This window comes from Staphylococcus ureilyticus (assembly GCF_025558845.1).
Taxonomy (GTDB): Bacteria; Bacillota; Bacilli; order Staphylococcales; family Staphylococcaceae; genus Staphylococcus; species Staphylococcus ureilyticus.
Genome location: NZ_CP094825.1, coordinates 223,217 through 237,988, shown reverse-complemented (window position 1 = coordinate 237,988; position 14,772 = coordinate 223,217). Strand labels below are relative to the sequence as shown.

The window sequence follows — 14,772 nt, the reverse complement described above, 5'->3', positions numbered from 1 at the left end:
AAACTTTTAAATTTGATTAAGTCTTCGATCGATTAGTATTCGTCAGCTCCACATATCGCTATGCTTCCACCTCGAACCTATTAACCTCATCATCTTTGAGGGATCTTATAACCGAAGTTGGGAAATCTCATCTTAAGGGGGGCTTCATGCTTAGATGCTTTCAGCACTTATCCCGTCCATACATAGCTACCCAGCGATGCCGTTGGCACGACAACTGGTACACCAGAGGTATGTCCATCCCGGTCCTCTCGTACTAAGGACAGCTCCTCTCAAATTTCCTACGCCCACGACGGATAGGGACCGAACTGTCTCACGACGTTCTGAACCCAGCTCGCGTACCGCTTTAATGGGCGAACAGCCCAACCCTTGGGACCGACTACAGCCCCAGGATGCGATGAGCCGACATCGAGGTGCCAAACCTCCCCGTCGATGTGAACTCTTGGGGGAGATAAGCCTGTTATCCCCGGGGTAGCTTTTATCCGTTGAGCGATGGCCCTTCCATGCGGAACCACCGGATCACTAAGTCCGTCTTTCGACCCTGCTCGACTTGTAAGTCTCGCAGTCAAGCTTCCTTGTGCCTTTACACTCTATGAATGATTTCCAACCATTCTGAGGAAACCTTTGAGCGCCTCCGTTACTCTTTAGGAGGCGACCGCCCCAGTCAAACTGTCCATCTGACACTGTCTCCCACCATGATTAATGGTGTGGGTTAGAAATCCAATACAGCGAGGGTAGTATCCCACCAACGCCTCCACGTAAGCTAGCGCTCACGTATCTAAGGCTCCTACCTATCCTGTACAAGCTGTACCGAATTTCAATATCAGACTACAGTAAAGCTCCACGGGGTCTTTCCGTCCTGTCGCGGGTAACCTGCATCTTCACAGGTACTATGATTTCACCGAGTCTCTCGTTGAGACAGTGCCCAAATCGTTACGCCTTTCGTGCGGGTCGGAACTTACCCGACAAGGAATTTCGCTACCTTAGGACCGTTATAGTTACGGCCGCCGTTTACTGGGGCTTCGATTCGTAGCTTCGCAGAAGCTAACCACTCCTCTTAACCTTCCAGCACCGGGCAGGCGTCAGCCCCTATACATCACCTTACGGTTTAGCAGAGACCTGTGTTTTTGATAAACAGTCGCTTGGGCCTATTCACTGCGGCTCTCCTGGGCGTGAACCCTAAAGAGCACCCCTTCTCCCGAAGTTACGGGGTCATTTTGCCGAGTTCCTTAACGAGAGTTCGCTCGCTCACCTTAGAATTCTCATCTTGACTACCTGTGTCGGTTTGCGGTACGGGCACCATAAATCTAGCTAGAGGCTTTTCTCGGCAGTGTGAAATCAACGACTCGAGGAAACAATTTCCTCTCCCCATCACAGCTTGACCTTATGAGTGCCGGATTTGCCTAACACTCAGTCTTACTGCTTGGACGTACAATCCAATCGTACGCTTCGCCTATCCTACTGCGTCCCCCCATCGCTTAAAACGATTCATGGTGGTACAGGAATATCAACCTGTTATCCATCGCCTACGCCTATCGGCCTCAGCTTAGGACCCGACTAACCCAGAGCGGACGAGCCTTCCTCTGGAAACCTTAGTCAATCGGTGGACGGGATTCTCACCCGTCTTTCGCTACTCACACCGGCATTCTCACTTCTAAGCGCTCCACATGTCCTTGCGATCATGCTTCAACGCCCTTAGAACGCTCTCCTACCATTGTCCTACGGACAATCCACAGCTTCGGTAATATGTTTAGCCCCGGTACATTTTCGGCGCAGTGTCACTCGACTAGTGAGCTATTACGCACTCTTTAAATGATGGCTGCTTCTAAGCCAACATACTAGTTGTCTGGGCAACGCCACATCCTTTTCCACTTAACATATATTTTGGGACCTTAGCTGGTGGTCTGGGCTGTTTCCCTTTCGAACACGGACCTTATCACCCGCGTTCTGACTCCCAAGTTAAATTGATTGGCATTCGGAGTTTGTCTGAATTCGGTAACCCGAGAAGGGCCCCTCGTCCAAACAGTGCTCTACCTCCAATAATCATCACTTGAGGCTAGCCCTAAAGCTATTTCGGAGAGAACCAGCTATCTCCAGGTTCGATTGGAATTTCTCCGCTACCCTCAACTCATCCGCTCACTTTTCAACGTAAGTCGGTTCGGTCCTCCATTCAGTGTTACCTGAACTTCAACCTGGTCAAGGGTAGATCACCTGGTTTCGGGTCTACGACCAAATACTCAACGCCCTATTCAGACTCGCTTTCGCTACGGCTCCACATTCACTGCTTAACCTTGCATCAAATCGTAACTCGCCGGTTCATTCTACAAAAGGCACGCCATCACCCATTAACGGGCTCTGACTACTTGTAAGCACACGGTTTCAAGTTCTCTTTCACTCCCCTTCCGGGGTACTTTTCACCTTTCCCTCACGGTACTGGTTCACTATCGGTCACTAGAGAGTATTTAGCCTTGGGAGATGGTCCTCCCAGATTCCGACGGAATTTCTCGTGTTCCGTCGTACTCAGGATCCACTCAAGAGAGAACAGATTTTCGACTACAGGATTATTACCTTCTTTGATGCATCTTTCCAGATGCTTCGTCTAATCTATTCCTTTGTAACTCCGTATAGAGTGTCCTACAACCCCAACAAGCAAGCTCGTTGGTTTGGGCTCTTCCCGTTTCGCTCGCCGCTACTCAGGGAATCGATTTTTCTTTCTCTTCCTGCGGGTACTAAGATGTTTCAGTTCTCCGCGTCTACCTTCGATACGCTATGTATTTACGTATCGATAATACGACATAACTCGTATTGGGTTCCCCCATTCGGAAATCTCTGGATCACAGCTTACTTACAGCTCCCCAAAGCATATCGTCGTTAGTAACGTCCTTCATCGGCTTCTAGTGCCAAGGCATCCACCGTGCGCCCTTAATAACTTAATCTATTTGCTTTCCAACTCGACAACCGTCGGTTGAAAACCCAAAATGTTATTAATCTGTGAGTGTTCTTTCGAACACTAGCGATTATTTCTTTTTGAATTCAAGCTTATTTAAAACTCTTATTCACTCGGTTTTGCTTGGTAAAATCATAAATTTTACTTACTTATCTAGTTTTCAATGTACAAAAAATGGTGGGCCTAAGTGGACTCGAACCACCGACCTCACGCTTATCAGGCGTGCGCTCTAACCAGCTGAGCTATAGGCCCCTCATAAATAGAATACTCTGATGAGCATTCAAAACTGAATACAATATGTCAATGTTATTCCTTTATCATCTTCTATAGAAGATGTTCCGAATATATCCTTAGAAAGGAGGTGATCCAGCCGCACCTTCCGATACGGCTACCTTGTTACGACTTCACCCCAATCATTTGTCCCACCTTCGACGGCTAGCTCCATAAATGGTTACTCCACCGGCTTCGGGTGTTACAAACTCTCGTGGTGTGACGGGCGGTGTGTACAAGACCCGGGAACGTATTCACCGTAGCATGCTGATCTACGATTACTAGCGATTCCAGCTTCATGTAGTCGAGTTGCAGACTACAATCCGAACTGAGAACAACTTTATGGGATTTGCATGACCTCGCGGTTTAGCTGCCCTTTGTATTGTCCATTGTAGCACGTGTGTAGCCCAAATCATAAGGGGCATGATGATTTGACGTCATCCCCACCTTCCTCCGGTTTGTCACCGGCAGTCAACTTAGAGTGCCCAACTTAATGCTGGCAACTAAGCTTAAGGGTTGCGCTCGTTGCGGGACTTAACCCAACATCTCACGACACGAGCTGACGACAACCATGCACCACCTGTCACTTTGTCCCCCCGAAGGGGAAGGCTCTATCTCTAGAGTTGTCAAAGGATGTCAAGATTTGGTAAGGTTCTTCGCGTTGCTTCGAATTAAACCACATGCTCCACCGCTTGTGCGGGTCCCCGTCAATTCCTTTGAGTTTCAACCTTGCGGTCGTACTCCCCAGGCGGAGTGCTTAATGCGTTAGCTGCAGCACTAAGGGGCGGAAACCCCCTAACACTTAGCACTCATCGTTTACGGCGTGGACTACCAGGGTATCTAATCCTGTTTGATCCCCACGCTTTCGCACATCAGCGTCAGTTACAGACCAGAAAGTCGCCTTCGCCACTGGTGTTCCTCCATATCTCTGCGCATTTCACCGCTACACATGGAATTCCACTTTCCTCTTCTGCACTCAAGTTTCCCAGTTTCCAATGACCCTCCACGGTTGAGCCGTGGGCTTTCACATCAGACTTAAGAAACCGCCTACGCGCGCTTTACGCCCAATAATTCCGGATAACGCTTGCCACCTACGTATTACCGCGGCTGCTGGCACGTAGTTAGCCGTGGCTTTCTGATTAGGTACCGTCAAGACGTGCACAGTTACTTACACATTTGTTCTTCCCTAATAACAGAGTTTTACGATCCGAAGACCTTCATCACTCACGCGGCGTTGCTCCGTCAGGCTTTCGCCCATTGCGGAAGATTCCCTACTGCTGCCTCCCGTAGGAGTCTGGACCGTGTCTCAGTTCCAGTGTGGCCGATCACCCTCTCAGGTCGGCTACGTATCGTTGCCTTGGTAAGCCGTTACCTTACCAACTAGCTAATACGGCGCGGGTCCATCTATAAGTGATAGCAAAACCATCTTTCACTTTAGAACCATGCGGTTCTAAATGTTATCCGGCATTAGCCCCGGTTTCCCGGAGTTATTCCAGTCTTATAGGTAGGTTACCCACGTGTTACTCACCCGTCCGCCGCTAACGTCAAAGGAGCAAGCTCCTTATCTGTTCGCTCGACTTGCATGTATTAGGCACGCCGCCAGCGTTCATCCTGAGCCAGGATCAAACTCTCCACAAAAAATTATGATGTTTGATTAGCTCATAAAATACTAATTTGTGTTATCAATAACACGTTGTTTTGATTCAACATTTAATGTTGAAATCGGAATTAACGTTGACATATTGCAATTCAGTTTTCAATGTTCATTTAAATATATATGGTGGAGACTAGCGGGATCGAACCGCTGACCTCCTGCGTGCAAAGCAGGCGCTCTCCCATCTGAGCTAAGCCCCCATATTCTTTTAATAAGAGTCGGGAAGACAGGATTCGAACCTGCGACCCCTTGGTCCCAAACCAAGTGCTCTACCAAGCTGAGCTACTTCCCGTATTTATTATAATATTCATTCTAAAAATGGTGCGCCCAATAGGAGTCGAACCTATAACCGCTTGATTCGTAGTCAAGTACTCTATCCAATTGAGCTATGGGCGCTCTATTAAAATGATGGTGCCGAGGACCGGAATCGAACCGGTACGATGATCTCTCATCGCAGGATTTTAAGTCCTGTGCGTCTGCCAGTTCCGCCACCCCGGCAAAATAATGGAGCAGAAGACGGGATTCGAACCCGCGACCCCGACCTTGGCAAGGTCGTATTCTACCGCTGAACTACTTCTGCAAAATGAAACTGGATGAGCCATAGAGGATTCGAACCTCTGACCCTCTGATTAAAAGTCAGATGCTCTACCAACTGAGCTAATGGCTCATGAAATGGTGCCGGCCAGAGGACTTGAACCCCCAACCTACTGATTACAAGTCAGTTGCTCTACCAGTTGAGCTAGGCCGGCTATTCATTTTTTAAATGGTGGAGGATGACGGGTTCGAACCGCCGACCCCCTGCTTGTAAGGCAGATGCTCTCCCAGCTGAGCTAATCCTCCACATGATTATTATAAAGCCTGGCAACGTCCTACTCTTGCGGAACGTAAGTCCGACTACCATCGGCGCTAAGGAGCTTAACTTCTGTGTTCGGCATGGGAACAGGTGTGACCTCCTTGCTATAGCCACCAGACAAAATAACTTACTCAATGTATGATACATTGTTTGTTATTCAATTACAATAGTTAATTTTACACTATCTTAAAGAATTTCACAAGTTCTTTACTTAGTGTTTTATATGTAAATGCTCGTTTTCGACGACTTTTATATAATACTATGTTTTTTTGCTGAAGTCAATAGTTTTCGTAACTTTTATTTAAACATAAATTTATTTCGTATGTATTTGCGTTTACTTAACTCGACTTGAATTATCTTACCATAAGAAATCGAGGTTTACCATACCTTTTTTAGTATATTTTTATATTTAAATAGCATAAATATGCATAATTGTATCTTATTACTTTTATTATTTTCTATTTTAATTCTAAGCCTTTTGTATTTCCTTGTTTCTTGCATAGTTTATATTTGTAAATAAAAAGGATTAAACATCCCGGCTTTTATTTGTAAGCCACAATATTTAATCCTTTATTATTAAGTTGAGCTATATTACTTTTGTCTCATATATGGGAAAAGTAATACGTCTCTAATTGAAGCTGAATCAGTAAGTAGCATGACAAGTCTATCAATACCTATACCTAGACCACCTGTTGGAGGCATACCATATTCTAATGCTTCAATGAAATCTTCATCCATTTCATGCGCTTCGTCATTGCCTTGCTCTTTTTCAACTAATTGTGCTTCAAATCTTTCTCTTTGATCTATCGGATCATTTAATTCTGTAAATGCATTACCATGTTCTCTGCCTACAATAAATAATTCAAAGCGATCCGTAAATCTAGGGTCTTCTGGATTTTTCTTTGCTAATGGTGATATTTCAATTGGGTGTCCATATACAAAAGTAGGTTGTATTAATGTTTCTTCAACTTTTTGTTCAAAGAATTCGTTTAAAATATGACCGTATTTCATATTTTCAGTAATTTCAACACCATGCGCTTTAGCCAGTGTTTTTGCCTCTTCATCATTTTGAACATTAAAGAAATCAACGCCTGTAGCTTCTTTGACAGCATCTGCCATATGAACTCGTTTCCAGTTTGATTCTAAGTCAATAACTTCTTCACCATAATTAATTTTTGCAGTACCAAGTACTTTATTAGATATATGTCTAATCATATCTTCTGTTAAGTCCATAATATCGTGATAGTTTGCATATGCTTCGTAGAGTTCGATCATTGTGAACTCTGGATTATGACGTGTAGATACGCCTTCATTTCTAAACACGCGACCAATTTCATATACTTTTTCTAATCCACCAACAATTAATCGTTTCAAGTGTAATTCTATTGCTATTCTCATATATAATGTAGCATCCAAAGCATTGTGATGTGTTACAAACGGTCTCGCTGCAGCTCCACCAGCAATTTGGTGCATCATTGGAGTTTCTACTTCTAAGAATCCTTGATTGTTTAAGTAATTACGCATTTCTTGTAAGATTTTACTTCTATTAATAAAAGTTTGCGTACTATCTTGGTTTGTTATTAAATCTAAATAACGTTGACGATAGCGTTGTTCAATATCTTGTAAACCATGAAATTTATCTGGTAATGGTCGTAATGCTTTTGTTAGGAGCGTGAATGATTTTGCTTTGACCGACAATTCACCTGTGTTTGTTTTAAACATAACGCCTTCAATACCAACGATATCTCCTAGGTCTGCTGATTTCCATAGTTCAAATTGTTCTTCTCCAACTTGGTCTTTTCTCACATAAATTTGAATTTGGCCTGATAAATCTTGTACGTGTGCAAAACCTGCTTTACCTTTACCACGTTTCGTCATTAGACGTCCAGCGATACTAACATGACTTTCTTCTTCTTTTTCTTGTAATTCTTCTTTGGAGAATTGATCCCAATCATCATGCAATGGTGTAGCCATTGAAGTTCGTACAAATTTTCCGCCGAATGGATCGATACCTAAATCGTATAGTTCTTGCATTTTTTGACGACGCACCTGCATTTGGTCGTTCATTTCTTCTGACATAACTTTCTCTCCTTTATACTTCTTATCCAATTTTAATTTTAGCATTAACCTTTTTGTTAGAATTCGAGGAATATCTATCATAGATGATTACCGTATTTTGATTTGTTCCAATCATTTCTAACTTTACCATGACCACCCCATCTTTTAAATACAAAGATGGTATTTGCTTATGTGCTTAGTACCAATTTTTCAACTTTTAATTTTACTAGAGGTCATGAATGTAATAAAGTAATTTAAACTTTAAAATGTTATATCAGTATTATTAATCAATTGTAGATAAAATAATGCTATTGTATTCCCTTTTACATCTACTTAAATATTTTATTAGAGTTAACGATAATACGAAAGGTATTGTTACTCATTTATTATTTGGTAAGTTACTATCCTGTCAATATGATTGAAGAAACAACATGAATTTTACAGTTTTTATATAATAAAACTGAAAGTATACGCATTCAAGTATAGCGCTTTGCTATTCCGCTTCATCATGAAATTTACACACATTTGTTTCCTTACCCTTTATATTGTTTCACTGAATTATCTAACATTACTAAATCTCTAATTTTTTTATTTGTATGAGGTTCAGTAAAATCTGGTGCAATATCATTTAATGGTATGAGCACAAAAGAGCGCTCTAACATACGTGGATGCGGTATGATCAAATCATTTTCATCTATGATTTGTTCCTCAAATAATAAAATATCAACATCTAATGTTCTAGGCCCCCATCTTATATCTCTCACTCTATGCAACTGTTGTTCTGTTCCTAAACATGCCTTTAATAAATCATGAGGTGTCAGTGATGTTTCTATTTCAATACATTGATTTAAAAATTGCGGTTGCTCAACATATCCAACAGGTTCAGTTTCATAAATTGGTGATGTTTGTGTTACATTGATACCTTCTGTTTCATTTAAAATACGAATTGATTGATTGAGCTGTGCTTTTCTATCTCCAACGTTACTTCCCAAACCTAAGTACGCATATGACATTATAAATTCTCCCTCACTATTTCTACACCTACACCTTCATAATGACCTGGTATAGGGGGATTTTCTTTAGTGATTCTAACTTGCGTTTCCATTACACGATTATAGTGTGAATTTATACGTTTTGCAATACGTTCAGCTAGATGCTCTAATAAATTCACTGGTTCGCTTTCCATGATTGATTTCACATCTGCATAAACTTCACCATAGTGAACTGTATCAGTTACTTGATCTGTTTCACCTGCAAGGCTTAAATCGACTTTCATAGTCAAATCAACAATGAATATTTGACCAATTTCATTTTCGGCTGGTAATGCACCGTGATAGCCATAAAACTTCATACCGTTAAGAAATATTGTGTCTTTCATCCTCATTCTCCTTTAAATAATCCATGCTTTGAGCCAAACGGACATTGAGCGCAACGTTATGAACCCTCACACCTTTAACGCCTTTCATTATACCGTATGCAGTAGTAGCTGCAGTTGCTTCATCTCTTTCAATTGCTTGCGTGTCTCGATCTATCATTTCTTTAATAAATCTTTTTCTACTTGTCGCTAGTAGCACAGGATAATCAGTAGCTACTAATTCATCCAAACGTGCCATTACTTCTTTTTCTTCATCTCTAGTTTTTGCAAAACCAATGCCAGGATCTATCCAAACTTTTTCTTGTGGGATACCTGCCATTTCTGCTTTATTAGCTTGTTTCAATAAATACACAAGCATTTCATCCACAACAGGCATTGATCGATGACCATCACCATTGTGCATCAATATAATCTCACCTTCATATTTAGATACAACGTCAAAGATTTTTTCATCATATAATCCAGCCCACTGATCATTAATCATTGTAGCACCTAATTTCATCGCTGCTTCTGCTACTTCACTTCTATATGTATCAATAGACAATTGAACATCTAATTGGCTAAGTGCTTTTACAACAGGGACCACGCGGTGTAATTCTTCAGTAACACTTATTTCCTCATAACCAGGACGTGTTGATATACCACCTACGTCAATCATATCTACACCCTCTTCAATCATTTCTTGCGCTCTTTTGACAGCCTTTTCTACTGAATTATATTTACCGCCATCAGAAAATGAATCAGGTGTTACGTTTAATATGCCCATAATTTTTGTATGTGCCATCGTTACTTTCTTCCTTTCACTATGAAATGACTCATCGTTAGCTTAGTAATCACTATTCTATAATAACGCTAATTTATAAATTTTTCAGTAAGCAACGTTCATATCGTCGGAAAATTTAAACTCGTTTATTTCACCCATTTCCACATTTTGTAATTAATAGCTGCTATTCAGACATTTTAATCATTTCGTATTGTACTTTTTCAATCACTTTAGTTAACTTTAAAAACTCTACAAACAAAGCATTCACAGAAGTCATAAAAAATGTCGACAAAGTCAGAAACCTTGTCGACATTTGAAACTGATCATACTTACACATAATCGGTTTTATAAATATATTTTTAATCTTCAAATGAATATAGAGGTGTTGAAAGGTAACGTTCACCATTACTTGGTAATACAGTAACTACTGTTTTACCTTTACCTAAAGATTTGGCTTTTTCTATAGCTGCATAAATTGCTGCACCTGAAGAAATCCCACCTAATATACCTTCTTCTTTAGCAACCTTACGAGACATATCCATCGCTGTTTCATTACCAACTTTTATAACTTCATCATAGATATTCGTATCTAAAGTATCTGGTACAAATCCTGCACCTAAACCTTGAAGTTTATGTGGTCCAGGTTCTCCACCACTTAATACTGGAGAATCTTCAGGTTCAATAGCTACAAGATTAATGTCAGGGTATTTCTCTTTCAATACTTTACCTGCACCAGTTAATGTACCACCAGTGCCAACACCAGCTAAGAACGAATCAATGGTTTTACCTTCAAATTGTTCAACGAGTTCTGGACCAGTTGTCAATTCATGCACACGTGGATTAGCCGGGTTTTCAAATTGTTGTGGTTCATAATAACCAAATTCTTCTTTTAATTCTTTGGCTTTTTTAATTGCACCTTTCATCGCTTCTGATCCTGGTGTTAAAACAACTTCTGCGCCATAAGCTTTTAATAAATTACGACGTTCTTGACTCATTGTTTCTGGCATTGTGAATACTGCTTTATAACCTTTCGCAGCACATACAAAAGCTAAACCAATACCTGTATTACCACTCGTAGGTTCTACAATTGTATCTCCTGGTTTTATTTTTCCTTCTTTCTCTGCCGCTTCAATCATTGCTAACGCGATACGGTCTTTAACAGAACCACCTGGATTTTGATATTCTAATTTCACATAAACATCTGCAGCATTTTCATCCACCACATTGTTCAACTTAACTACTGGCGTATTGCCAATCACTTCAACGACATTATTTACTGGTTTGTTTGTCATAAGTATTGCTCCTTTTCATTAAAAAGTTTAAAACCTACTTTTTCTATCGGATATACTTTATATTTTATCAGATTTTGATTTGAATACAACTAAGAAGATTAAAAATTACAATATTTTTATACTTTATAGTGACTTAAAGTTCATTTTAAAGGATTTTTTACATCTTTTCTAATAATTCCTGTAATTCATTTTCTGTATATTGATATTTATTTCTACAGAAGTGGCATTCTGCTTCTGCACCATGATCTTCATTAATCATACTTTCGATTTCAGCTTGGCCTAGTCCTTTAATTGCATTTAAAAACTTTTCGTGACCGCAATTACATTCAAAACTTGCAGGCATTTCTTCTAAAATTTGAACTTCATCTTCACCAAGTATTTCATATAATATTTCTTCTGGAGTTAAACCTTGATCAATTAATTTCGAAACGGGTGTCATGTTGTTGATTGCTGTTTCTAATTTATTGATTGTTTTTTCTTCTGCACCTGGCATCACTTGTATGATAAAACCACCTGCAGCTTTTATAGAGTTATCAGGATTCACTAGTACGCCTAATCCTACAGATGATGGTACTTGTTCACTTTTTGCAAAGTAGTAAGTAAAATCATCGCCTAATTCACCAGAGACTAGTTCACTTGAACCAGAGAAATAATCTTTCATTCCAACGTCTTTTACTACAGTTAATGCACCATTTGTTCCAACAGCTCTACTAACATCTAATTTTCCTACGTTATTTAGAGGGAAGTGCGTTTGCGGATGCGTCACGTATCCTCTGACATGACCACTGGCATCTGCATCAGCTATTATTTTTCCGATTGGCCCTTGTCCATCAACTGTAACTGTCAGTTTTTGATCGCCTTTTAACATTGCCCCCATCATCAACGTTGCAGTCATTGTTCTGCCAAGTGCTGCGGATGCTGTCGGCCAAGTATAATGTCTTGTTTGTGCTTCTTGAACACTTTCTGTAGTTAATGCACTATATGCTCTTATCTGTCCTTCATAAGCCAATGCTTTAACAATGTAATCATTTGTCATTTCTTTAATTTCTCCTTTTATTCATTGTAAGTGTTTAAATTGTTTTCTAACTTCTATATAGAATTTTATAATACTTTTTATCAATGCAATTTATTGTACGTGTTCAATCAAAAAATTGCTACATATCTGTTTGTGATTTTATTGATTGATGAATAATAAAAAAGCTTCTTTCCACATCAATATGATAGCAGAAAGAAGCTTTTTGTTCAGTTATTAATTTCTATTGCTTGGATCATTAGGATCACTTGGGTTGCTAGGTTTATCGATATTTGGTGCTTGTTCATGACCTGTCTCTTCTGAGTCGTCATTGTCATGTTCACTTTCTTGGCTTTCTTTATCGATATCTTTTTCCTCTTGTTGGTCTTCTTCTTGTTGTTTTTTACCAACTTCTAGTTGTTCTTTTCGTACATCTTCATATGATTTACCATATTTACCTTCTTTAAATTCACTTTCTTGATCACTTACAACTTCTGCTGCATCGTAATCAACTTCCGGCAATACGCCATCATAGAATAATGAACGAATTTGTTCAGCAACTAATGTTTCTTCTTTTAATAAAGATTCAGCAATTAAAAGTAATTGTGATTTATGTTCTAAAAGAATGTCTTTACAACGTTCGTATTGTTCCTTAATAATACGTTGAACTTCTTTATCAATTTCATACGCAATTTGTCCAGAATATTCTGGTTCGCCTTGCATGTCTTTACCTAAGAATACTTGTCCATTGCTGCTACTTGAGAATTGAACAGTACCAAGTTTCTTACTCATACCATATTCAGTAACCATTTGACGTGCGATTTGTGTTGCACGTTCAAAGTCATTTGAAGCACCTGTTGATACTTCGTTGAAATTAATATCTTCAGAAACTCGACCACCTAACAAGCCACAGATCTTATCAAGTAATTCTGGTTCAGTCATTAAGAAGCGATCTTGTTTTGGTAACATCATTGCATAACCACCGGCTTGACCACGTGGTACGATAGTAACCTTATGGACAACCTCTGCTTCATCAAGCACCATACCAATAATAGTATGACCGGCTTCATGGTGTGCAACAATATTACGTTCTTTTTCAGAAATGACACGTGATTTTTTAGCAGGACCAGCAATCACACGGTCAGTCGCTTCTTCAATATCACGCATATCTATTTTCTTCTTGCCTTCACGTACTGCAACTAATGATGCTTCGTTCAGCAAGTTTTCTAAATCTGCACCAGAGAAACCAGGTGTTCTTTGAGAAACTGCTTTTAAGTCTACTGTTTCATCAAGTGGTTTATTTCGAGCATGAACGTGCAGAATTGCTTCACGTCCTTTTACATCTGGACGTCCAACTTGAATTTGTCTATCAAAACGACCAGGACGTAATAATGCTGGGTCTAAAATATCAGGACGGTTTGTAGCAGCAATCATAATGATACCCTCGTTTTCACCGAAACCATCCATTTCAACTAGTAATTGGTTTAGCGTTTGTTCACGTTCATCGTGACCGCCACCAACACCTGCACCACGTTGACGACCAACTGCATCGATTTCGTCAATAAAGATAATACAAGGTGCATTTTTCTTAGCATTTTCAAATAAGTCACGTACACGGCTTGCACCGACACCTACAAACATCTCAACGAAGTCTGAACCACTGATTGAGAAGAATGGTGTACCAGCTTCACCAGCTACTGCACGAGCTAATAACGTTTTACCTGTACCTGGAGGTCCTACAAGTAAAACACCTTTAGGTATTCTAGAACCCATTTGCTTAAATTGTTTATTATCTTTTAAGAAGTCAACAATTTCTATTAATTCTTGTTTTTCTTCATCTGCGCCAGCTACGTCTGAGAAGCGTACACGTTTTTTCTGACTGTCGTACATTTTCGCTTTGGATTTACCAAAATTCATCATACGACCGCCGCCACCGCCGCCGCCTTGTGCTTGACTAAGGAAGAAAATAAATAATAAGGCTATGATTAAAACTGGTATTAACGTCGTTAAAATACTTACAAATACGCTTTGCTTTTCTTCTTCTTTAACTGTAAATTTCAATCCATCTTGACTTTGTGCTTTATCTGTTATTTTTTCAAGCTCTTTATCATTATTATATAAAATAGTTGAAGAATAATCTTCATCTTTTTTAGTTTTACCGCTTACCATATATACATTTTGTTCTGGTTGAATTTCTAAGGATTTTAATTCACCTTTATCTAATTGCTTAACAAATTGGTTATATGTAAGCTGTTTTGGCATATTTCCGTTACCATTTAGCCACGAAAACAAGCCAAATATAATAACGCCAATGATTGCGATAACTAGCACGTTACGAAAGGCTTTCTGCATGCGTCGTTTCCTCCTACTTCAATAATAAAACTAACAAAAATTGTAACACAATACACAAGTTTTGGGCTAGTAATTCTACTTTTGTATGTACGTTACAGTTCTTGTTGTTTTTATACTTTTATATTTTTGATATACAAACATTTTACATATACTTTATGATTAATCCCTTAAATGATTTACGTATATGTTCGCGTATTTT

The 14,772-nt window shown here is 39.7% G+C and carries 7 protein-coding genes, 9 tRNA genes and 3 rRNA genes; all 19 read right to left on the bottom strand.

Going from position 1 to position 14,772, the window contains the following annotated elements:
- Positions 1-12: 12 nt before the first annotated feature.
- The 19 genes from MUA21_RS01070 to ftsH all read right to left on the bottom strand — a co-directional run bounded on the left by MUA21_RS01070 (position 13) and on the right by ftsH (position 14,573).
- Positions 13-2,933: ribosomal RNA gene (locus tag MUA21_RS01070) — 23S ribosomal RNA — on the bottom strand.
- A 186-nt stretch (positions 2,934-3,119) separates the two neighbouring features.
- A tRNA-Ile gene (locus tag MUA21_RS01065) sits at positions 3,120-3,196 on the bottom strand.
- A 102-nt stretch (positions 3,197-3,298) separates the two neighbouring features.
- Positions 3,299-4,852 (bottom strand): 16S ribosomal RNA (locus MUA21_RS01060).
- Between the two features lie 140 nt (positions 4,853-4,992).
- A tRNA-Ala gene (locus MUA21_RS01055) sits at positions 4,993-5,068 on the bottom strand.
- Between the two features lie 18 nt (positions 5,069-5,086).
- Positions 5,087-5,160, bottom strand: a tRNA-Pro gene (locus MUA21_RS01050).
- 27 nt (positions 5,161-5,187) lie between these two features.
- Positions 5,188-5,264: transfer RNA gene (locus MUA21_RS01045), tRNA-Arg, on the bottom strand.
- Between the two features lie 13 nt (positions 5,265-5,277).
- Positions 5,278-5,366: transfer RNA gene (locus tag MUA21_RS01040), tRNA-Leu, on the bottom strand.
- 7 nt (positions 5,367-5,373) lie between these two features.
- Positions 5,374-5,448, bottom strand: a tRNA-Gly gene (locus MUA21_RS01035).
- 14 nt (positions 5,449-5,462) lie between these two features.
- Positions 5,463-5,535 (bottom strand) — tRNA-Lys (locus MUA21_RS01030).
- A 6-nt stretch (positions 5,536-5,541) separates the two neighbouring features.
- Positions 5,542-5,617 (bottom strand) — tRNA-Thr (locus tag MUA21_RS01025).
- A gap of 15 nt (positions 5,618-5,632) precedes the next feature.
- Positions 5,633-5,708, bottom strand: a tRNA-Val gene (locus MUA21_RS01020).
- A gap of 16 nt (positions 5,709-5,724) precedes the next feature.
- Positions 5,725-5,839, bottom strand: a 5S ribosomal RNA gene (gene rrf / locus MUA21_RS01015).
- The 16S, 23S and 5S rRNA genes sit together here with 9 tRNA genes alongside, the layout of an rRNA operon.
- Before the next feature lie 473 nt (positions 5,840-6,312).
- Positions 6,313-7,800: a lysine--tRNA ligase gene (lysS, locus tag MUA21_RS01010; protein ID WP_070657450.1), complete on the bottom strand. Its 1,488-nt coding sequence runs from the start codon at positions 7,798-7,800 to the stop codon at positions 6,313-6,315.
- A 512-nt stretch (positions 7,801-8,312) separates the two neighbouring features.
- Positions 8,313-8,792 carry a 2-amino-4-hydroxy-6-hydroxymethyldihydropteridine diphosphokinase gene (folK, locus tag MUA21_RS01005; RefSeq protein WP_262561618.1) on the bottom strand — a complete coding sequence of 160 codons (480 nt, stop codon included), beginning with the start codon at positions 8,790-8,792 and terminating at the stop codon, positions 8,313-8,315.
- A complete protein-coding gene (gene folB, locus MUA21_RS01000; protein WP_046206543.1) occupies positions 8,792-9,157 on the bottom strand; it encodes a dihydroneopterin aldolase in 366 nt (121 codons plus the stop codon). The genes folK and folB overlap by 1 nt, the downstream gene beginning before the upstream one ends.
- On the bottom strand, positions 9,135-9,938 hold the full coding sequence (gene folP, locus MUA21_RS00995; protein ID WP_262561617.1) for a dihydropteroate synthase: 804 nt from the start codon (positions 9,936-9,938) through the stop codon (positions 9,135-9,137). Before folP ends, folB begins: the two co-directional genes overlap by 23 nt.
- Before the next feature lie 338 nt (positions 9,939-10,276).
- Complete coding sequence (gene cysK / locus MUA21_RS00990) at positions 10,277-11,209, bottom strand: cysteine synthase A (protein ID WP_046206545.1); 933 nt, start codon at positions 11,207-11,209, stop codon at positions 10,277-10,279.
- 157 nt (positions 11,210-11,366) lie between these two features.
- Positions 11,367-12,245 carry an Hsp33 family molecular chaperone HslO gene (gene hslO, locus MUA21_RS00985; RefSeq protein ID WP_070039631.1) on the bottom strand — a complete coding sequence of 293 codons (879 nt, stop codon included), beginning with the start codon at positions 12,243-12,245 and terminating at the stop codon, positions 11,367-11,369.
- A gap of 213 nt (positions 12,246-12,458) precedes the next feature.
- Entirely contained in the window at positions 12,459-14,573 is a 2,115-nt protein-coding gene (gene ftsH, locus MUA21_RS00980; protein WP_107526241.1) for an ATP-dependent zinc metalloprotease FtsH, read from the bottom strand.
- Between the last annotated feature and the right edge of the window lie 199 nt (positions 14,574-14,772).

Excerpts from the sequence above, each read along its gene's own strand:
- folP (WP_262561617.1), bottom strand. The coding sequence starts at position 9,938 with ATGGCACATACAAAAATTATGGGCATATTAAACGTAACACCTGATTCA.
- folB (WP_046206543.1), bottom strand. The coding sequence starts at position 9,157 with ATGAAAGACACAATATTTCTTAACGGTATGAAGTTTTATGGCTATCAC.
- cysK (WP_046206545.1), bottom strand. The coding sequence starts at position 11,209 with ATGACAAACAAACCAGTAAATAATGTCGTTGAAGTGATTGGCAATACG.
- hslO (WP_070039631.1), bottom strand. The coding sequence starts at position 12,245 with ATGACAAATGATTACATTGTTAAAGCATTGGCTTATGAAGGACAGATA.
- folK (WP_262561618.1), bottom strand. The coding sequence starts at position 8,792 with ATGTCATATGCGTACTTAGGTTTGGGAAGTAACGTTGGAGATAGAAAA.
- ftsH (WP_107526241.1), bottom strand. The coding sequence starts at position 14,573 with ATGCAGAAAGCCTTTCGTAACGTGCTAGTTATCGCAATCATTGGCGTT.
- lysS (WP_070657450.1), bottom strand. The coding sequence starts at position 7,800 with ATGTCAGAAGAAATGAACGACCAAATGCAGGTGCGTCGTCAAAAAATG.